Annotated in this window: 18 protein-coding genes; 3 read left to right on the top strand and 15 right to left on the bottom strand. The window is 59.7% G+C overall.

What is annotated here, in order from left to right; all coding sequences use genetic code 11:
* Positions 1-381: 381 nt before the first annotated feature.
* The 9 genes from ACFOYU_RS00200 to ACFOYU_RS00160 form a co-directional block, all read right to left on the bottom strand.
* Positions 382-753, bottom strand: a complete 372-nt coding sequence (locus ACFOYU_RS00200) for a hypothetical protein (protein ID WP_377032000.1) — start codon at positions 751-753, stop codon at positions 382-384.
* Positions 754-800: 47 nt separating this feature from the next.
* A complete protein-coding gene (locus ACFOYU_RS00195; RefSeq protein WP_377031999.1) occupies positions 801-2,390 on the bottom strand; it encodes a hypothetical protein in 1,590 nt (529 codons plus the stop codon).
* Positions 2,387-2,848 (bottom strand): DUF5681 domain-containing protein, encoded by a 462-nt coding sequence (locus ACFOYU_RS00190; RefSeq protein ID WP_377031998.1) that lies wholly within the window; start codon positions 2,846-2,848, stop codon positions 2,387-2,389. The genes ACFOYU_RS00195 and ACFOYU_RS00190 overlap by 4 nt, the downstream gene beginning before the upstream one ends.
* Positions 2,849-2,941: 93 nt before the next feature.
* Complete coding sequence (locus tag ACFOYU_RS00185; RefSeq protein ID WP_377031997.1) at positions 2,942-3,235, bottom strand: hypothetical protein; 294 nt, start codon at positions 3,233-3,235, stop codon at positions 2,942-2,944.
* Between the two features lie 559 nt (positions 3,236-3,794).
* Positions 3,795-4,241, bottom strand: a complete 447-nt coding sequence (locus tag ACFOYU_RS00180; protein WP_377031996.1) for a hypothetical protein — start codon at positions 4,239-4,241, stop codon at positions 3,795-3,797.
* Positions 4,241-6,040: a DUF927 domain-containing protein gene (locus ACFOYU_RS00175; RefSeq protein WP_377031995.1), complete on the bottom strand. Its 1,800-nt coding sequence runs from the start codon at positions 6,038-6,040 to the stop codon at positions 4,241-4,243. Before ACFOYU_RS00175 ends, ACFOYU_RS00180 begins: the two co-directional genes overlap by 1 nt.
* Positions 6,037-6,270, bottom strand: coding sequence for a hypothetical protein (locus ACFOYU_RS00170; RefSeq protein ID WP_377031994.1), 234 nt, complete (start codon positions 6,268-6,270; stop codon positions 6,037-6,039). Before ACFOYU_RS00170 ends, ACFOYU_RS00175 begins: the two co-directional genes overlap by 4 nt.
* On the bottom strand, positions 6,267-6,674 hold the full coding sequence (locus ACFOYU_RS00165) for a hypothetical protein (RefSeq protein WP_377031993.1): 408 nt from the start codon (positions 6,672-6,674) through the stop codon (positions 6,267-6,269). The genes ACFOYU_RS00170 and ACFOYU_RS00165 overlap by 4 nt, the downstream gene beginning before the upstream one ends.
* Positions 6,667-6,840: a hypothetical protein gene (locus ACFOYU_RS00160; protein ID WP_377031992.1), complete on the bottom strand. Its 174-nt coding sequence runs from the start codon at positions 6,838-6,840 to the stop codon at positions 6,667-6,669. The genes ACFOYU_RS00165 and ACFOYU_RS00160 overlap by 8 nt, the downstream gene beginning before the upstream one ends.
* A 70-nt stretch (positions 6,841-6,910) precedes the next feature.
* On the opposite strand from ACFOYU_RS00160, the gene ACFOYU_RS00155 reads away from it, so the two are divergent.
* Positions 6,911-7,207, top strand: a complete 297-nt coding sequence (locus tag ACFOYU_RS00155; protein ID WP_377031991.1) for a hypothetical protein — start codon at positions 6,911-6,913, stop codon at positions 7,205-7,207.
* Positions 7,208-7,314: 107 nt separating this feature from the next.
* On the opposite strand, the gene ACFOYU_RS00150 is transcribed toward ACFOYU_RS00155, so the two are convergent.
* From ACFOYU_RS00150 to ACFOYU_RS00140, 3 genes are all read right to left on the bottom strand, one after another.
* Positions 7,315-7,524: a helix-turn-helix transcriptional regulator gene (locus ACFOYU_RS00150; RefSeq protein WP_377031990.1), complete on the bottom strand. Its 210-nt coding sequence runs from the start codon at positions 7,522-7,524 to the stop codon at positions 7,315-7,317.
* A 104-nt stretch (positions 7,525-7,628) separates the two neighbouring features.
* On the bottom strand, positions 7,629-8,219 hold the full coding sequence (locus ACFOYU_RS00145) for a hypothetical protein (RefSeq protein WP_377031989.1): 591 nt from the start codon (positions 8,217-8,219) through the stop codon (positions 7,629-7,631).
* 673 nt (positions 8,220-8,892) lie between these two features.
* Positions 8,893-9,135, bottom strand: coding sequence for a helix-turn-helix transcriptional regulator (locus ACFOYU_RS00140; protein WP_377031988.1), 243 nt, complete (start codon positions 9,133-9,135; stop codon positions 8,893-8,895).
* A gap of 81 nt (positions 9,136-9,216) precedes the next feature.
* Here ACFOYU_RS00140 and ACFOYU_RS00135 point away from each other — a divergent pair, with 81 nt between their 5' ends.
* Both ACFOYU_RS00135 and ACFOYU_RS00130 read left to right on the top strand, forming a co-directional pair.
* On the top strand, positions 9,217-9,480 hold the full coding sequence (locus ACFOYU_RS00135) for a hypothetical protein (RefSeq protein WP_377031987.1): 264 nt from the start codon (positions 9,217-9,219) through the stop codon (positions 9,478-9,480).
* Between the two features lie 100 nt (positions 9,481-9,580).
* Entirely contained in the window at positions 9,581-9,781 is a 201-nt protein-coding gene (locus ACFOYU_RS00130) for a hypothetical protein (protein ID WP_377032002.1), read from the top strand.
* On the opposite strand, the gene ACFOYU_RS00125 is transcribed toward ACFOYU_RS00130, so the two are convergent.
* From ACFOYU_RS00125 to ACFOYU_RS00115, 3 genes are all read right to left on the bottom strand, one after another.
* Entirely contained in the window at positions 9,738-10,067 is a 330-nt protein-coding gene (locus tag ACFOYU_RS00125) for a WGR domain-containing protein (protein WP_377032001.1), read from the bottom strand. The genes ACFOYU_RS00130 and ACFOYU_RS00125 overlap by 44 nt on opposite strands.
* Positions 10,068-10,278: 211 nt before the next feature.
* Positions 10,279-12,366 (bottom strand): M10 family metallopeptidase C-terminal domain-containing protein, encoded by a 2,088-nt coding sequence (locus ACFOYU_RS00120; protein ID WP_377031986.1) that lies wholly within the window; start codon positions 12,364-12,366, stop codon positions 10,279-10,281.
* Between the two features lie 301 nt (positions 12,367-12,667).
* Complete coding sequence (locus tag ACFOYU_RS00115; protein WP_377031985.1) at positions 12,668-18,580, bottom strand: Ig-like domain-containing protein; 5,913 nt, start codon at positions 18,578-18,580, stop codon at positions 12,668-12,670.
* Between the last annotated feature and the right edge of the window lie 222 nt (positions 18,581-18,802).

Here is an 18,802-nt window from a genome sequence, read left to right as displayed (position 1 = left end):
AGTGAATGACACGTAAGGATCTGATGGCAATGTACGGACGGATTGGGCTCACCGTAGCGGCTTTCGCTCTCATAGCGGGCATTATCGCAGCACCCATCCTTCCAAAACTTGGATCACCCACCGTAGTAGCATCCGCGCAGCACCAGGAACCGACACCACGCCTGCCAATCTCGCCAGTGAGCCTTCAGGTTGACTAGCGACACCATCAGCCTGAGTTATCTTTGCACCGCTTGTGGTTCGACACGAGCGGTTGTGCCCGTAAAGTCCAACGATGGTTCAGTCGTCCACTGCTCCCGCTGCGATACGGCACTAGGCTGTCTCAGCGATATACGGCGGGAGCTGGCGGAGAGAGCCAAAGCGGACGCACGTACTCTGGCGAACCTAATTTACCAACAAGGCAGAGGTAGCCGATACCCCTAGTACCTGTCGTTTCCGCTGGAGCGCATCGCCTGGATGCTGGATCTCCTCCAGACGCCGGGTTGGCTCCAGCACCGCCTCCAGCACCTCAAGGCTTGTCATCTTGGCAGGCCGGAAGCGGCGGTTATGGAAAGACGCCTCGCCTTCGCCGCCACAGACCCACTGAAGCAGGGGATTATGAAGCTCGTGGAGCAGCAGGCCGTCCCCATACTCGTCCGGTCGGATTTCGCGGATCGTGTAGACGCCTCCAACCTTTGGCACCTCCGTCACGACGTCAGGCCCCGGGAGCCCGCTGTCATCCACGCAGACCACCACCTGACCAACATGAAAGCTCATTGCAGTTTTCCTCTTTCTGTCTCGCTGAATTCTCGTTGCGCCGCCCATCAGACCAGCCAGCGCATGTCCCGCTTGGGCATGTTGTAAACCGTCGTGTTGACGGGACGGGCGAACGTCAGGGCCACTGCGTCCCACTCGTCCGGGGACGGAACGCCACGGCGGCGCATGTCTTCTTTCTTCTCAATCTGGAGGCGGCTCAGGCTGTCGTATTTGTACGTTGGACCGCAGGCATCCGCCTGGAGACTATCCAGGTCCGGGATCTGCACCCCGCCCTCATCCTCCAGCCATTCCTTGGACTTCATCCACATCTCGGCCCGACGATTGACGGGGCCGCCCTTAGGCTTCCCGGTCTCATCCCGTGGCTGCGGCTCCAGAGGCGAGGAGCCGAAGTTCACGGCCTCCACAATGGCGCTGTAGCCCATCTCCACAAGGCGGTCATAAATGCCCGCGCCAATGCCGCCCACGTCCATGAAGACCTTGATGGGCTTCTCGGCATCAATCACCTGCTTGACCCAGCCAGCGGCCTCCATGGCGTTGAGCTTGGAACGGCTCTCCACCTTCAGAAGCTTACGCCCTTTGCGCCAGGCCATCGAGGAGCGGTCCGGCCCCATCCAAGCAGGGTCAAAGCCAATCACCAGAGGCCCGATTGCCTCCGAAACAACGTGCTTGCGCGCCCGGACAATCAGCGGCGCCGGGATGTAGCTATCGTGCCCCGACATCTGGAAGGCCTCGGCTGCCGTGGCCGGATACTCCTGCTTAAACAGGTTCGGGTCCTTCAGCTCCGCAATCTTGTTCCGGCGCCACACCATCTGCTCCAGGTCCAAGCCATAGGCTTCCTGGTATTCCTGCTCCTCTTCGCTCAGGCTGAACCCTTCCGGGACTGCCTTCCGGTACTCATCCTGCCAATACCAGGGGACGAAGATGGCGATGAACTCGCTCTGTCCCATCTCCGCAGCCCGCCAGGACTGATGGAAGTAGTTGCCCAGACCGTTGGCCGTGCTCTCCAGAATGACCTCTGTGCCAGGCATGTCAGGCACCGCCTGAAGGACGCCCGCAGCATGGCTCTCCGCATTCGGCCAGAAGGCCACTTCCGATCCATGAAAGAGCTGCACCGTCGAAGAGCGGCCCGCGCCCTTCGTTCCCGCCGTGCCGACCTTGTAGCCGCTATCCAGATCCGAGAAGTTCAGTTCCTTGGCGTTGGCGGCCCCGGTCTTGGGCTTCACGGCCTCATCGACCTGTTCGTGGTAGCGGTTCACCATCTCGAAGAGGTTCTGTGTGGCCGCGTCCTCGTGAGTCAGGATGAAGCACCGGAGGCCGACGCTGTGGGAAACTCGATGATAGAAGCGGCCTGAGACGTAGGTAGAGCAACCTTGCTGGCGTCCTTTCAGGATCAGAGCCCGAACCCGGCCCGTTGCCGCCTTCTGCTCTTCCAGCTTGGCATGGATGTACTGCTGTGCCCGGTTGAACACGAACGGCTCAATGGCGCCCGTCTTGGTGCGGATCTTCAGGAAGCGCGGTGCATAGGTTGGGAAGTGCGCCCGTTCCTTCTCGTCAATCACGGTCGAGCCGCTGGCTGCCTTCAGCGCCACAACCTGTTCAATCTTCGATAGTCTCCGGGTGAGAGCGCCTACACTCATTTCAGGCCCTCCACGGCAGCTTCCATGGCCTCAAGGCGCCGCTGGAGCTCCTCTACCTTCACGGCATTGGCGAACCCCTCAACGAGCTTACTCAGTTCAGCCGCCTCACCAGGCGTCAGTTCCCCCGTGGCCGTTGCTCCCACGAGAGCAGCCGTTGCCTTCACCACGTCCCCGGCCGTCTCCAGCTTCGGCATGGCAAACAGCACGGGCCGATCCCTCCGGGGTGGCATGATCCGGTCCATGCAAAGCCGCATGGCCGTTGTGTCGCCTTCCAGAGCCATTTCGATAGCCCGGCGCGTCAGCGCCTCGGCTTCCCCGTCCAGGAGTGCCTCCAGGGCCAACGTGGTCTTGTTGCGCGAGCCCTTTGGACGTCCCGCAGGATTGCCGCTCTGCCCCTTCTGAAATGGTGCGGCCTTCCCCTGTTTCTTGATTGTATTATCAGCGACGGGCCTACTCATGCCTGCCTCCGTTCTAAACGCCTCACCAGATACGATACGGCGGCCTGTGACGGCTTTTCTTCCTTCTTGGCTAGTTTGTACCCATCGCAGTCCTCACCAGATCCCAGGACCGTTATTCGAGGGCGAGCCATCGGCCTTGCCGTAGCCGCCCATTTCCTCTGTCATTCCGCCACCGCCATATCCGCCACCTTCACCGCGCTCGTAGGCGTCCATGAAGGCGTCGATCCCTGCTCCAATCGAGGCGTATCCATCCCGCGACGTCACATCGCCAATCGAGAACCCGCCGAGGCTGTCCCCGCGTCCACCGCCACCACCGTGGAAGCCTCCAAGCCCACCCAGGCCACCAACGGTTAGTGTCCCGAGGTTCGTGGCCCCGAGCGGATCCATGTGATGCCCGCCTGCTGCACTCCAGGCTTTGACAGACCGAGGTCGTTCATGAGCCCCCGAGGATGACTGAATGCCAGCCCCAAGGAAGGCATGGGCCAGTTCAAGGGCGACGATGGCCTGCCTGAAGTGCTGCGCCCGGTTTTGGGCGGTATCGCCAGTGGTATCGATGACAACCATGGCGTTCAGCCCTATGCGCCACAGAGCGAGACGTCACCTGGTCTGGTGTCGCTGTGCCTCTTGGTCTTGGCTGGCTCAATCCCGAGCGAGCGGAGGCGATCAACGAGCGCGCGCCTGACGAACTCGGATGATGTGGTCAGGTCGCGGGCCGCAGCCTCAGCGATAGCCTCTGCAAGTCCATTCGGTGCTCGGAATCGGACTACTTCAGAATAAGACGTATGTTGCGGCATTACTCCAACCTCTTCGTAGGCACAATGTAGCAACTAACGGCAGAAAAATCAAGTAAATTAACGGTTTATCGCCTGCATTTTCCTGTAGTTTCCTAGTGCTACTCAATGTATTCCTGAGTATTATTGTTCGCGCTCATACCGAATGGCTCGATTCAAAATCTTTTCAAAACTCGCAGTTTTCTTCGTAGAACCGAGCGGCCATCCGAGAGGTATGCTGAAGTGGCGGTAAGCTTGGTGACATGTGCGCCTTCGAGCGCCCGCACGAGGCCATCCACGCGAAACAGATCATCTGCTTGCCAGCCCATGGATTGAGCCTGCTGGCCAAAGGCATCGAGGAAGCACCCGGCATCATCGACGGCTTGGAGCCATCTCGGGATCGATAGACCGGGCGGCGGCGTCAGTTGCAACCTGGCAAATCCAGCCGAGTAGAGAGGGGGAACACCCCCCTCCATCTCCGCCATGGCTTGCCGCTCATCCATTTCGGAAGGCGTGGGGAAATGTCGGGCAATTTCCATCACACCTGTCACACCCATCACACCTGTTTTTTGAGAGGAGCCGGATTTGAGGAAGGCGCGGAAGGCTTCGCGGTTGGGGCGCATTACAGCACTCCCCACTGCTCAAGAGCCGAGGCTTTGAAAGCGTAGACCGGCACTACCCGGCCATCCACTTTGACGTGGAGACGGTTGGCCTTATCGTTCTTGGACGCCACCAATGCGCCCCGCTCGGACATCATGCGGGCAATGCCCTTGGCCTCTGCAATCCCGGCCAAGACCTCTTTCCAGCCGGTGGACGTAAAGCCCCAGAGAAGCTCACCTTCACGAGACAGACGATAGCCCAGAAGATCCCGGATCGGTGCGTGATCGGTCGTAGAAAGACCTCCGTCATAGACCTTGCGGAAGCGGCTCTCGCCATGCTTCTCGACGGCTGCCTTGATGGCCTCCAAGGCAGACACGAGCTCACCCGGTCCCTCTCCGCCCAGAGTGCCGCGCCAGGCGTCGAAACAGAGCGCCGTTGCGCGTTCCGCCTCGCCTTCAGCCCACGGAAGACCGAGAGCGACACGGGCAAACTCGCCAGCCGTGGCAATCAGCGCAAACCTGTGAGCAACCCGGTAAGCCTGCCCACTGGTTTCGCCAATCCCCTCCAGCAGGGCCCGCTGCATGTCGGCAATGCGCTGCCGGGCGGCTTCCGCCACTGCTTCGGGATCATCCGCCAGATATTCCACAAATGCCGGACCAGCAGTTCCGTAGGTACGCAGTGCCGCTGCTTTGATCTCCTTTGAGAACTCTGCCGGGTCTTGGCCCTTGATGTCCTCGAAAAGCCCCAGACCCCTGCCAGCATCAGCAGGCACATCCACGAGGCGAATGAGTTGCCCAGCCTTTGCCCGCTTGCCCGTTTCAGCAATCTTGTCGCCAAGACCGATTTCACCCGATGACAGGAGCATGATGCGCCATTCTGAGCGCACTCTCACTTCCGCATCACGAGTTGCGCGGGCCTTGCCCTGTCCATTGACCAGGAGATAGGCCGTTGAGCCCGCCTCCTTAGCGTCCAACTCTCCAAGTTCGTCGAGGGCCAGAAGCGTGCCGGAATGTGCCCGTGCGATAGCCTCCAGCGCGTTTCCGGTGGCTCGCCATGTTTGCGTAAATCCTCCACGACCACCGCCACCCCAGACGCTGCCAGCGACTACCAGGGCTGTGCTCTTTCCGAGGGATGACCCACCGACAAGATGCAATCCGCCACCCTCATCATTGAGAAGATCAACAAGAGGTCCAGCGAAAGCGGTCGAAAGAGCTAAGACCAAGCGGGAGTTCCCGGCAGCAGGTCTTGCAACCCTCTCGACCCATGCGGCAAGGGTGCCACTCTCGCCATAGCGGGCAGCATCGGCCCTACCATCATAGACGACGCGTTCGCCGGCTGCGTGTCCAATGGTGACATTAGGCAGAACGAACATGTCACCATGCCATCCGCTTCGCCTGACGAGGCGGACTCGTGAACCGCAATCCAGCCCGGCCAATGCGGCCTTGAACTTCTTCAGACGGTCGGAATGTGGTGAGAGTTCCAGTCCACCAGCAGCAAGGGGCTTCAAAACTTCCGTGCCGTCACCGATCAGATCCGCCAATGGAACGAAGTGGCGGTGCTGGATGTGGTCCCGGTCAGACCATTGGAGGGCAATCGACCAGCCGTCACCATTCGAATCGCGAGCAAGCCCTAAAACCGTGAACGGGCCAGACAACCGGATGGGAGGCTTGTCGTCGCCAGGATCGAACCATAGTCCTGTGGTGTCGAGCACATAGCCGTTCGGCCACCGGATCGGGTTGGATTGGCGCGGTGTCTCGGTTTCCCACTCCGCAGCCCCGAGGCGTTCCATCTCATCAGTGAAAGGATCATCGAGAGCGGTCATACGCGCTGCTCCTTGTTCGAACGAAGGTCATTGAGTGTTCCGAGGGCTGCGCGGGTGTAGGCCACCAATCTGCGCAGCGCGTATTCCAGGCCAGCATCGTCCCCGATGGACGCATAAGTAACGCCCAGCTCCGCCTGGATGCGGGCCATGTCGAGGGTCTCGCTGATGAACTCGCGGTAGGCATCGGGCGTGCCGTGAGGCACACCCGGCATTGCGATGGGATCGGTCATGGGACGTACTCCCCGCCGATCCCGTAGAGCCGGTAAAAGAGGGTCTGAAGCCACTTCTCCTGCTTCGCGGAAGCCTGACGTCCCGTTGAGAGGCGGGAAGCCATATCCGCCACGAACTGACGCTCCTTGAAGTTCATCCGATGAGTGGCGTGTGTGCGGAGCCAACTGGCGATATCCCGCAGCGATGAGGGCTGAGGCGCAGGCTCCGGGGCGGCGTAGTCTCCAGGGATCGCAACCGGCCCACGAGCGGCCAATGCCTGGGCGAGGTCATGGAGATCCAGGCCAGCACTCTTCAGCGTCCGGTCAATGGCACGGGCGGCCGCGACCACTTCGCCATCGTGATCTGTCGCCAGCATCGGAATGAGCTTCGACAACTTCGGGGCGATGGTGGCCAGACTAGACATGACGCACCTCCCGGATGAGGCCCGACAGTTCGGCAATCGCCAGAGCCAGCGCAGGACTAACTTTGGCGCGATGAGCGACCCTGCGGACGGCGTGGATGGCGAGAAGCTCGGTCTCACGAGCCTTGTGCCCTTGGTGAACCTTCTGGCTCTTCTGCATCTCAGACATTGGCGCAACCTCCCGTCTGAGCGAAGTGAGAGGCGAGCCTTGAGAGACCCTGCTTTAGAAGAGAGGCCCGGTGCGGGTTCCCAACTCCGCAGTTGTCGCGGCAGACCGAAACAACAGCGTAGGCGACATTCTCCCCGAGAGAGAGAAGCACACAACCTGCTGCAATGCGGGCCTGCTGCTCAAGGCGCCCGGCGGCTTGCCAGAGGGCTGCCATGCGCCGCCCCGCCTGATATTCGCGATGGTCGATGATGCCTGCGTCCCGCGCCCGATTGAGAGCCGTACCAGGGTGCCCGAACTCTTCGGAAACGGTATGGATGCGCGCTCTATGACCGAGGTTCGGCAGGCGCGGTTTTTCGTTGCGCTTTGAGCGCGATGCTGTATTGATTGTCATGTCGAATATACCCCTGAGCCCCGCGCGAGCCCTCGTCCGGGGCTCTTCTTTTGTCCACGTGAGGCCCTGATTGAGTTGAGGGATCACGCGGCAGTCGCGGTGCTTTCGGAAGTCGAGCGGCGCTCGTGGCTTGCCATCCACTCCTTCACGGTCGGAACGTGATAGCGAACGGCTTTCCCGATTTTCGAGAAAGGAGGAGTGTCGCCCGTCAGGCGGCGCTTATTCCAGGTGCTCGCACTGATGCCGGTAATCTCTGCCAGCCTGCGAACGTCTACGTATTGGTCTTTGTCCATCGAATTCCCCCACTTGAGGAAACACCCGGTCGCGCCGGGAACGATGAGACAATAAGTCTTTGATCGGCCTGGATTCTTGGTAGTTAGTTGGTAGACGATTGGATTTAATTGGATCGCTCAGCCGGGTCCGCTGGATACTCCTTCGCGTATCGACGGCGAAGCCGATCCACCTTGCTCTGTGGCGCACCGTTCCCGGGCGCTCGATCAACGACTTTCCACGCGGCAGCATTGATAGAAGCAACGGCCCCGCTCACGTAAAGGTCATGCATTTCTCTGATGAACGGAGTGTCTGCCGATGAAAGCGATACATTCCCGCGCCGCCTCGGTCGGGAGATAGAAGAGCCAGGCTCCACCTCGTTTAAGTTTCCTGAGATGGCCTGTGCCTCCTGCATAGTGGCGGTTTGATCCTGTGCCGGGAAGCATGCAATGACCTGTGCGGAAGGAACTCTGACGCGGACTTTGTGCTCGTCTGGGTCTAAGCGCTGAATGTAGCGCTCGCCGCCTGAGAGCATCGTTATCTGTACCGACACGGGAAGGCGGCGGTTCTCAAGCAGAGTCTCTCCCTGGCCGCAAAGGTACTCCGCTTCATCGAACCACGTCGGGTCGAGCTTCTTGGTTCCGGTTAGGACATCAACTTGTCCATTCTGAAAGGCTCGCAGAAGCTGTTGCTCAGCGTCTTGGGATGACACAACCATATCGTCATGATCATACTCATCCTCGCCTTTCTCCGGGTTCCACACTGGAGCGTGGAGAAGACGGAAGTCGATCCAACTGTGCCCACTTGTCACCCATTCAGGGTTACGGGATGAGACCCAAATAAGGGCCTGATCCAAGCTCCATCGAGGCAGGTCAAAAGCGCTGTTTGTCATCGCACCGCACATGCATGTCCGCACCATGAATGTTGGTACACGGCAGCCCCGGTGCGGTCGGGGTTTTCGGATGGCCGCCCTAGCCGTGTGTCGTCTCGGTAGTCGTTAGCCTGCCTGACTAACCGGCTTCCTGCATTGGTTAGCCCGCTGCAAGGCAGTGAGTAAAAACTCATCCGTCCTCAGTGCCATTCGAGCCGCTGGCGCCTTCAACTCCTTATCGAACGTAGCAAGGGCTTCGTAGAGGGGCACGTCGGTGCGTTTACACCCGACCCAGAGCACCGTTTGCACGTAGGCCATACAGGCAGACGCGAGTCTCTGATCAACTTCATTCGCAAGACCATTAGTTCCATTAAGAAGATCCCAGAGCGGCTTACACTCTGCAAAGAAGCGATCCGGAGACAAGCCGCCGTACGATCTGAGGGGCAAAGCCACACGGTCCTGCGCTTGAACAGATAGGGATGTGAGCGTGACCAGAAGAGCAGCGAGTATCCTCATAACATCAGCCTCTAGACGGCTCACTAAATCGCACACCAGCACCCCCGCCGTTTTCGGGAATGAACTGTATGCCAGCTCCCTCTAAGGCTCTTTGGATATCAGCAAGAGTCCGGTCATAGGGGGTGCGCTTGCCCGCCTCAAAGTCCGCTAGCGTCTTCTTCGATACGGATGCGGTTTCGGCTAGCTGATCCTGGGTCCATTCAAGCAGCGCCCTTGCCGCCCTGCACTGCCCCCTTGTAATTGCCATTTTTGAATAACCTTACTTTTTAAGAGTTGACTTTGCTCAAACCTTACACTAAAAACGTCACATAGCGCAATAGAGGCAATCATGGCTCTCCACCGCAAGATCAACTGGACCTCCGCGATGCGCGACATGCGCAGCGACCGCGCCGCTCCGACTGACCCCGGCTTTCTTGCTACCCGGGCCATTGAAGCCGCCCGCCTGGATCGTCTCGCCAAAGAAGCCGCTGCCGTCCCGTTTGCAGTAGCTGGCTCCTATGACCGCTCCGCCATCATGAAGGCTGCCATTGCTTCTGCCCGGGCACAGAAGGCCAAGGGCTCCAGGCTCCCTGGTTCCCAGCTCGTGGGCTAACCGTTTAATCCCGGCGCTGGACGATGGTAGGCGTCAATGGGTGTGAGGCAGGCAGCGCTTTTCTCCTATGTTACTGTCTCCGCGGACGAGGACGCACCAGATGCAAGACCGAACGGTTTTCCTGATTAAGCCAGACGGAAGCGTTGGCTACGAGTTCCGGGGTGGGTTGTTGCCGGAAGATGAGCTTGAAGCGGAAGCTCGAAAAGCGGCTTTGGAGGATCAGGCAGGTACCTACGAGGAAATCGCCGCCTGGACGTTTATGGCACCTGCTGCGCCGGGAGAGCAGAGCAACAGCCACTGAGCACGCCCGAGCCGCCGCGTAGTCGAGCGCTATGGGCGCCTATTGGGGATGAATGGCAGTCTCTAGCTAACTTCGCTGCTGCAAGACTATCGACCGTGCCGCCGCCTGCATCTTGGAGGGCCTGAAGGGCTGCCAATGCTTCGCCCTCTCCTCTGTGCTCGTCCAGCCGGGTTTTGCCCGTCGTGCCGATCCGCCCCCAGCGCCGGACAAGGACCACGCGCCCCAGCAGATCCCGCTCCACCTCAAGGGAGTAGAAGCGGGCCATGTTCTTGGCGGGGTCATCCATGCGCAGGATAACGGGTTGCATCTTCTTTACGGGGATGCAGGCTGGTAGCTCCGTGGTGCATCCCCCGGATAGGAGGAAGGCAAAGGACAGCTGGAGCATGGGCACCGTACCGCTGGTGAGTTGTAGCCATCAACGCACGAAATGGCGAGAAGATTTATACTACAGCACGGCTGCATCAAAGCACTACCCGCTCGACGTTGCGTCCAGCTTCTTAGAGATAGAAGTCCGATGCTGCGAGTGACAACACTTCGGGAACATTAATCTGAAAGTCGGCCAACTTGTCGCCGTTGATGTCCCCAGACAGGACGCCATCAATGAACTGCAGTTCCCCTGCTTTGCCGCTAAAGGTTCCGCTGCCAACGAACGTAAAAGCCTGATTGTAGGACTGCTTAGTGCTGGCATCGATGCTGCGCAGGTCGATCTTGTCGACGCCTGAGACAAAATCGCGGATTGTGTCACGTGCGCTCGGCAGAGACTCGCCGACAGACTTGAAAACAAAGACGTCCGCGCCGGCTCCCCCGAAGAGTTCGTCGGCACCAGCGCCTCCATACACCGTGTCACTTCCATCGCCGCCATGCAGGATGTCATTATCGGCGCCTCCATCGAGATAGTCGTTGCCAGAATCTCCATCCAAGGCGTCATTCCCGCCGCGACCATACAGTCTATCGGTCCCAGCACCGCCATTCAGCACGTTAGCAGCATCATTGCCCCTAAGGGTGTCAGCAAAGGCGCTGCCGGTCAGGTTCTCAATGCTGACATACTTGTCACCTTTTGCATCGCCGGTGTTGCGCGATGAAGACATCAAATCGGCCACGACACCTGCCTTCGCTGTCTCGTAGCTGACCGTATCAATACTAGCTCCCCCGTCGAGATAGTCACCGCCGGCCCCGCCGATCAGAACATCATCGCCATCCCGACCGTAAAGAGTATCATTCCCTGCATAGCCGTACAGCTGATCATTGCCGGCACCACCGTTTAGAGTATCGGCATCGCTGGTTCCGGTCAGGACCAGATCCTGGCTCGTGGCCGTCATTGTGGTGGTGGTCTGCTCGCTTGCGGCTAGGTCGGACAGGGCGTACAGCTTGTCCGTGAACTGGAACCACTCGACATTCCATACCACGTCCTTGCCGTCCGGCGTACCGGACCTCAGATCTGCCACCTGCAGCGAGCCATCCGGAAGCAGCGTCACGCTGTAGTGCGCGCGCATGCCGCTGTAGACCGCCGTATCACTGCCTATTCCGCCATCCAGAGCATCATCTCCGCCGCCACCCATCAACGTGTCGTTGCCGGCGGCGCCCTTGAGCACGTTCGCCGCCTGGTTGCCGATCAGCGTATCGTTGCCGCTGCCTCCGATCGCGTTCTCGATGAGGGATCGGCCGTCGCCCTTGTAGAGCAGCGCGTTGGCAATGTTGCCGGCGGCGATCTTCGAGCCGTTGTAGTGAAGCTTCGCAAGCTGGGTCGTCGACGTGGTCGTCCACCCTCCCGGCTGAAGGTCGACCTTCAGGGCGCCGGAATATTGCGAGAAGTCGTAGGTATCCGTGCCGCCGCCGTCCCACACCGTCTGGAAGATGCGGTTGCCGCCCGGCGCTCCCTGGCCGGTCCCGTTGACGGACATCTCGCCCGTGGTCGGGCTCCAGGAATAGGTGGTGTTGCCGCTGTTGGTGGAATAGTTCGCGCCGTACATGTGCTGCAGGGCCGCGATGTCGTACATCATCAGCGACTGTGCATAGCCCCAGCCTTCGTTGACGTATCCGGACGTCGTCGAGGCGCCGACATAGGAACGATAGCTCATGACCGTGTACTCCATCGAGTCACGTTCCTGCGGCATGACGAATTCTTCGTGGGCGTGTTCGAGACCCAGCGCATGTCCGATCTCGTGCATGAAGGTCATGTAGGCATAGTTGCCCTTGGCGGGGCTGTTATAGGCGCCGCTGGATTTGTTGAACCAAGCATCGCCGCCCGCCGCATTCGTCGATGGAAAATAGGCCCAGGCCGTCCTGGGCTTATCGGACATGGCAAAACGGAGATCCGCATGTCGGAACGAGGACTCAGCGGTTTCCGCGAAGCTGAGATTGGCGACCGAAGCGAAGGTCTTCAACGTAGAGCGGACAGTTGCCTGCTGCGCTGTATTGAGCCCCCCAAAGTTGCTAATGTTCTCACCAGTGCCATACGAGGTGCCATAATAGGAGCCCGAGGTGGGGAAACTGTAGGTGAAGCTGTTCACCGCCCACTTGAGGTCGCCAAGAATACCGTTGATATAAGCGTCGCTGGTAAGGCGATAAGTCGTGACAGCAGGCATATGGCCCCCAAGTTATTATATTTTGGCTCGTGATAGGCCTAGTCGGGGATCTGAACCTTAAAGAGTCAGGGCCGAATGGCTTGAGCCTGCGGTCGCTCTATCTCCCAACACAGGTGAGCAGATCAATTCGGCCGTTTGGCCGAATGCCTGGGCAAATTACCGCATGTACGGCACCCTGGAACCAAACGGAAAGGGTAGACTCCTGTTATGTTGCCGGGTTTCATAGTTGGAAATGACCGCCCCTGGTGTCTGAGAACCTTTGGTTCCCGGCACCAGAGGCCCTGTGTTCTATTAGTCTGAATTAGGCCCACAAATCCCATTCGCTGGTCACGATGATGCGGCCCTCATCCAAGCCGTACCTGAGATAGTGCGTCATGGGATCCACATTGGCCGCTGCCACGTCGGGGTTCGCCTCAAGATAGGCCGAGACATCCATCCAGGCGGACGGGTCACGGCCCTCCGACCAGCCGAAGCGGGCAAAGTGCTCATAACCGCTCTTCAGGCTGCCTGCCTCAACAGCCGCCGCCACATCAGCGTTGGTCTGAAGATACCAGGCCTCATCGAACAGGGCGTTCGGATCACGACCTTCTCGGGCGCCTGCCTGCAGGTAGTGCTGCAAGCCACTCGCGAACGCACCAGCCGCCACGGCAGCGGCCACGTCCGGGTTCTGCGACAGGTAGAACGCCTCGTCGACCACCGCCTGCTGAGGAGCAGGAGACCTGCCCTCCTGGGCTCCGAACTTCAGATAGTGCTCCTGCCCTGAGGCAAGAGCTCCCGCCTGAACGGCTGCCGCCACATCAGGGTTTTGCGCCAGGTAGTACCCTTCATCGAAGGCCGGTGCGGCAGGAATCTGCGGATTGTTCGCCAGCACAACCCGATCATCGAAGTGCAGCAGCTCGATGTTCTGGAGGGTGTCCGTGCCAATACCTGCTCCGCTGACCGTCAGGGTGCCGTCGGCATTGTAGGTGAGCGTGGCATCGTTGAAGTTGATGCCGCCAAAGCGAGCCACATCCACTCCGGTTCCGCCGTCGAGCTGGTCGTCCCCCTGTCCACCGCCGAGCCGGTCATAGCCCTCCCCACCGAAGACAACATCGTTGCCCTGGTTGCCGAAGAGCAGGTCACGACCGCCAGCCGAGCCGATCACGTCATCGCCAGCGCCGCCGCGCAGGACATCATCGTCAGCTCCGAGCACGATGTATTGATCAGAGCTGTCACCCCAGACGTTCTGCGAACCCTCACCGCCGGTGACCCTCACGGCACCGATGACAGCTGCGAACTCCACGTTCTGGAGCTGAATGTGGGTTCCGGATGGCAAGCCGCGAGTGTCGATGACGAGAGCCGTCATCGGGTTGCCGGCTGCTTGAGGTGTGCCGGAGATAACAAGAGGTTCATTCGGAGCCGCGGAGGCCCCCGATGCCACTGTGGGTACGATGGTCTGCACCAGCAGCGGGGTATCGGCAGGCAACCTGCCCAGGAAACCTGAGCCGCCGCCGGTGAGCTGGTTCTGGTCGGCAGAGCCTGCTTCCGTGTGGGCGTTGATCTCGCGGATCAGGTCCGTGAGCGAGGTTCCGGCCGTCTTGGGAACTGCCGATCCTGTGACCTGCAGGCCGTAGCCGGTGGGCACCTGCGCCGTCAGGAGGGAGGCACCCGTGCTGGTCTTCACCAGTGGGATATCGGCCACCGTGTTGTTGCCGACCTCCTCTGGACGAGTGGACACGACGACCGGGATGGTAACGACCTGTGAGACCGTGCCGTCCGGGTTGGTGACTGTTCCGGTCTGCACCGGCACACCATCCACAGTATCGGATGTAGGAGGTGTGGGGGGTGTCGGCGGCTGCGGGTTCGGGTTTGATGGCGGGGCGATGACGTTGAGCGTTGTAGGTGCTCCCAACACTGCAGAAGAATTTCCCGCCGGGTCCTCCGCATACGCATAGAACGTCACCGACTGCCCAACCGGCACCTGCATGGCCTGGGCCAGGATCACGTTGTACCCGTCAGCAGGATTGGTGTCGCTCGGATCGATCTCAAAGGGCGTGAACGCCGCGCCCATTGGCGGGATGATCGTGATCTTCGCTCCCGCTTCAGAGAACAGCTTCCCAACCACGGTTCCAATGGGGGTATTCTCAGGAATGCCCTGTACGAACGCGGCAGCCGGGGTAAAGATCGGCGGAGCGGGAGGTTGGTCGTCTATGGTGACAGCACCCAGGGTGCCGACGCTGCTAACGTTACCAGTCGCATCAGTCTGCCGCACCTGCACCGCCCCGGCCGTGTAGGTTCCAGCGGTCACGGTAAAGGTCGTTCCTGTACCTGCGCTCCAGCTGCCACCGCCGTTGGTGCTGTACTCCCAAGTCGCGTCACCCTCAATCCCAGAGATATTGACCTGGCCTTCAGACGTGGTGCCGTCACTGGCACTCTCACCAGAGTCACTGGCCAGCTCAAGGGTTACGGCAGCAGGTTCTTTGGTATCAAACGTGAGTGAAGGAGTTTCGCCGGCCGTGCCAATGTTGCTGGCCACGTCGGAGTAGGAGCCAGCATTGATCGTGATGCTGGCGGTGCCGCTGTTGACCCCCGGATCCGGCGTGAAAATCGCCGTGCGCGTTAGCCCGCTGCCAGAAATCGCCGAAAGTGTGCCGCCGCTGACTGTGATGTCGCCCACACTGCCGTTCCAGGTGAAAGTCGCGCCCGGATCTTCGTTGAACGTGAAGGTGATGGTCGCAGTCTCACCGACTTTCAGCTTCCCTACGTCGCTGGTGATTGTCACGGCCGGCGCGACGGTATCCAGCGTGTAGTCCTGGATATGCATCGGCCCGCCGTTATCGACGGCATTTGCCACACGCACCGCAATCGTGTGCGTGCCGCTCGCCAGCGACGTTGTCAGCGACCAAGTGGTGGAGGTGTCGCTGCTAGCAACTGTCCAGGTTTGCCCGCCATCGAAAGAAATCTCGACGCGTTCGCCGGCCGCCAATTCTGCGTCTAGCTTGCCGGTGATGGTCTGGGAGGCCTGGTTGGTGACAAAGTCTGCGCCGGAAGTGCCAGTGTCGGACGACAAAGCCATATCGCTCACGCGCGTGGCGGGCACGTCGGTGATGACCTGAATTGCCAGAGCTGGCGAAGCCGCGCTGACATTGCCGGCGAGGTCAGTGGCCCTTACGGCGATGCTGTGGGTGCCTTGGGCCAGCGTGCTGCTGGTAATGCTCCATACGCCTCCGATGGCTACGGTCGAGCCGATTGCGGTGGCGCCGTCATAGAGAGTAACCGTTGTGCCATCCTCCGCCGCGCCGCTGAACGTCGGCGTAGTGTCGCCGGTGATGTTGTCGCTGTCGGAGCTGCCGGTATCCGAAGCCGCATCCAAATCAGGCGTGGGCGGCGCCACCGGCGCGTTGGTGTCGAGTACATAGGCGTGAGAGTACGCGGCACCGGCGTTGCCGGCTGCATCGATCACGCGCACCTGCAAGATGCCGCTCCCGCTCAGGGTGGCCGCAAGCGACCATGTGCTACCGTCGGCGGTGGCTACGCCCCAAGTAGCCCCGTTGTCCAGGGAGACCTCGACTCGCTCGCCGGCCGTCAGGTTGGCACTGAGCATGCCGCTGACGGTCTGCACCGCGCTTGAAGTCACCATGTCGGTGGACGAAGCGCCGGTATCGGCCGAAAAGGCGGCGCTCGCGACTACCGTAGCCGGTGCCGTACGGTCGATAGTCACCGTCACGTCGCTAGACGCCGCGCTGGTATTGCCAGCGAGATCGGTGGCTCTGGCAGTGATGGTATGTGCTCCCTCCGACAGCGCATTGGCGGCCACCGACCAGCTGCCGTCTCCGTTGGCGGTCGTGGTCGCGATCACAGTTGTGCCGTCGGTATCGTACAGGCGCACCACCGCGCCGGCTTCGATGCTGCCCGCGCCACCGCTGAAGGTCGGCACGCTGACGTTGGTGATGCTGTCTGTGGAAGAGCTGCCGCTGTCGCTGGCAGCAGCCAAGACGGGGGCCTGCGGCGCCGACGGTACGGTACGGTCAATCGTCACTGTCAGGCCACCAGAGGCAGGGCTCTCGTTGCCGGCGGAGTCGACGACCTTTGCCGTAATTGTGTGAGTGCCTTCGGCGAGCAAACTACTGGTTGCAGACCAACTGCCATCATTCTCGACGACCGTGGTGGCGACTACGATCGTGCCGTCGGTGTCATAAAGCGTGATCGTCGCACCAGCTTCGGCATCGCCTGCAGTACCGCTGAAGATCGTGGTCGTAGCGGCCGTGACGTTGTCCGTATTTGACTGACCGCTATCGCTGCTGGCCATTAGATCGGGCATGGAGGGAGCGGCTGGTAGAACGACCTCGAGAAGAAGTACGCGCCCTTCGATCCCGGCACTGGTGCCATCTGAGGACGCATCAGTCCAAATCGTCCCGAATCTTCCGTCAGCAAACGCAGAGATAACTGGCTCTGTCTGATCACCACGCCGATACTGATTGATTTCAAACTCAGATGGATCGGTGGCATTGCCAGAACTGTCGAACCGACGACCAAAAATGCCATTCATGTCGTAGTCGCCGACGCTCGACTGCCATGCGAGAACGAAGCCTCCTGCAGGCAGGGCCGATAGATCCGGCGAGAACTTGTACCCTTCTAGATTGACGTTCGCGGTTCTGGTGCCACCGACCTGCAGCCCAGTATTGTCAAACAACTGGAACTGAACATCCGCGCTCTCACCATCCTGCGTATAGCTGTCCCAAGCGACGACGAAGCCCCCGCCGGAAAGTCCGACGGCACTAGGGCGCCCGCCCCAGAAATCTACGCCCCATGAAGCTTCCGCATCACTGACCACGATGGTGTTAGCTAGATTGCTGCCGAGCGCGGCATAGATGTTTCCCGTGCCAGCATCGCCCCAGGCAACGACGAAGTCGCCATTGCTCAGCGCAGCGATGCTCGGATTAGCGTCATACTCGCCTGCACTAATCTTTAGCTCCGGCCCAATCAGCGATCCGTCACTTCCACTGATCTTCTGAGCGCTGATAAAACCATCAGATACCCAAGTGATCACAAACGAGCCGTCGTGAAGCATTGTGACCGCCGGGCTATGCTGGAGTATGCCGGCATCCCCGTGAACCACTACTTCGCTTCCAACACCTCCACTCGATGAAACCACACGGAAAGCAATATCGTAGTCACCGCCGTTAGATCCCTTGGCATAGGCGATAACGAAGTTGCCATCCTCCAATGCTGCAACCGCAGGGGTGATCTCGTCGGCGTCGTTACCTGTAGCGGTGACTGGTATCTCAATTCCGACAGGGGAGCCTTCGGCCGTAAAGATTTGGGCCTGAATCGAGTGCGCAGCATTACCGTTCACATCTTGGTCGTGCGACTGCCAGACCGCAATGAAGTTGCCATTGCTCAGTGTTGCCATGGCGGCATTGGACTGGTCGTTCGCTTCAGTCGTGCTTACGCTGAAGTCTTCACTAAAATTGAGATCCTGGCTCGTCTCGGCGGCAACGGTGAAAGTTAACGTCTTGCTGTAGCCTGATCCGCTGATTGGATCGCCATCGCTCTCGCGCTGGAACTGGTCATAATATTTAACTGTAACAGAAACGGTTTGACCGGGCACCACAGCGGCGCTAGAGCCCATAATGAGGTTTGCTAACGTATCCCCGGGTTCTGCCGTGGGCGAGATCTGGAACAATCCCGGAACCGACTGGCTCTCAATCTCCCAATACCCTCCCGAATTGGGCTTGGAATCGGTCGGCGTAAGTGTCGCAAGGATGGTTCCTGACGGCGAATTGGCCAAGATATGGTTGGTATCTGCCTCAATGTTGCTCGGCTCAAGATCAGGACTAATGAAAAAGTTTGTGCTTGTGGAGGGATCCCAACGCAAATGGAAGTCCTGTGCCGTCGCGGTATCATCCGCTCGGTCGTCGACATAACGTACCGTGGCGTTCAAGGGCGCAGCCGTTCCACCATTCGTCCTCGATGGCACGCCGCTGTTCGCTGCGCTGTAGTACTCAACCTTTACGAGATGCCAGACGCCATCACCGGTGTTATACTCGAAGTGACCCCGCAAGCCGGCGTCGTACTCCTCTTTGCTCAAGGCCTCATTGACGAGGAAGGAGAGATTATCCCCACGGGTATTCACCCAACTGGTGCCGATCTCACCAGGACGAGCAACGGCCGTTTGGCCCTGTGGCTGAGGATTGTTGCCCCAGGTATCCCCCTGAACGGTATTTGTCGTCATGTCTGCCCCGATCAGCCTTATGGCTTATACTTTGCTTTTCTGCCCTTGCTGGGCCACTAGGATTAAAGACAAACACCACAGCAGTTTTGGTGTCAATTGCGGTATCTATGCAGGTAGACGACCCTTCCTAAGTTGTCTGAGCATTCTCTTAGGCATTGTGTCTTCTGGATCACTATTGATTGGAACGCATCTAGAGCGATTTGCCTATGGCATCTATTTGCA

The sequence above is a fragment of the Microvirga sp. GCM10011540 genome, assembly GCF_042650665.1.
GTDB lineage: Bacteria > Pseudomonadota > Alphaproteobacteria > Rhizobiales > Beijerinckiaceae > Microvirga > Microvirga lenta.
The sequence above is the reverse complement of the archived record's forward strand: the minus strand, read 5'-3'. Positions and strand labels throughout refer to the sequence as shown.

What these genes read in the sequence shown, in the direction of transcription:
- ACFOYU_RS00180 (WP_377031996.1), bottom strand. Translation starts at nt 4,241, where the DNA reads ATGCGCCCCAACCGCGAAGCCTTCCGCGCCTTCCTCAAATCCGGCTCC.
- ACFOYU_RS00135 (WP_377031987.1), top strand. Translation starts at nt 9,217, where the DNA reads ATGGCTCTCCACCGCAAGATCAACTGGACCTCCGCGATGCGCGACATG.
- ACFOYU_RS00145 (WP_377031989.1), bottom strand. Translation starts at nt 8,219, where the DNA reads ATGGTTGTGTCATCCCAAGACGCTGAGCAACAGCTTCTGCGAGCCTTT.
- ACFOYU_RS00160 (WP_377031992.1), bottom strand. Translation starts at nt 6,840, where the DNA reads ATGTCTGAGATGCAGAAGAGCCAGAAGGTTCACCAAGGGCACAAGGCT.
- ACFOYU_RS00125 (WP_377032001.1), bottom strand. Translation starts at nt 10,067, where the DNA reads ATGGATGACCCCGCCAAGAACATGGCCCGCTTCTACTCCCTTGAGGTG.
- ACFOYU_RS00115 (WP_377031985.1), bottom strand. Translation starts at nt 18,580, where the DNA reads ATGACGACAAATACCGTTCAGGGGGATACCTGGGGCAACAATCCTCAG.
- ACFOYU_RS00150 (WP_377031990.1), bottom strand. Translation starts at nt 7,524, where the DNA reads ATGGACAAAGACCAATACGTAGACGTTCGCAGGCTGGCAGAGATTACC.
- ACFOYU_RS00175 (WP_377031995.1), bottom strand. Translation starts at nt 6,040, where the DNA reads ATGACCGCTCTCGATGATCCTTTCACTGATGAGATGGAACGCCTCGGG.
- ACFOYU_RS00190 (WP_377031998.1), bottom strand. Translation starts at nt 2,848, where the DNA reads ATGAGTAGGCCCGTCGCTGATAATACAATCAAGAAACAGGGGAAGGCC.
- ACFOYU_RS00200 (WP_377032000.1), bottom strand. Translation starts at nt 753, where the DNA reads ATGAGCTTTCATGTTGGTCAGGTGGTGGTCTGCGTGGATGACAGCGGG.
- ACFOYU_RS00140 (WP_377031988.1), bottom strand. Translation starts at nt 9,135, where the DNA reads ATGGCAATTACAAGGGGGCAGTGCAGGGCGGCAAGGGCGCTGCTTGAA.
- ACFOYU_RS00120 (WP_377031986.1), bottom strand. Translation starts at nt 12,366, where the DNA reads ATGCCTGCTGTCACGACTTATCGCCTTACCAGCGACGCTTATATCAAC.
- ACFOYU_RS00195 (WP_377031999.1), bottom strand. Translation starts at nt 2,390, where the DNA reads ATGAGTGTAGGCGCTCTCACCCGGAGACTATCGAAGATTGAACAGGTT.
- ACFOYU_RS00185 (WP_377031997.1), bottom strand. Translation starts at nt 3,235, where the DNA reads ATGGATCCGCTCGGGGCCACGAACCTCGGGACACTAACCGTTGGTGGC.
- ACFOYU_RS00170 (WP_377031994.1), bottom strand. Translation starts at nt 6,270, where the DNA reads ATGACCGATCCCATCGCAATGCCGGGTGTGCCTCACGGCACGCCCGAT.
- ACFOYU_RS00165 (WP_377031993.1), bottom strand. Translation starts at nt 6,674, where the DNA reads ATGTCTAGTCTGGCCACCATCGCCCCGAAGTTGTCGAAGCTCATTCCG.
- ACFOYU_RS00130 (WP_377032002.1), top strand. Translation starts at nt 9,581, where the DNA reads ATGCAAGACCGAACGGTTTTCCTGATTAAGCCAGACGGAAGCGTTGGC.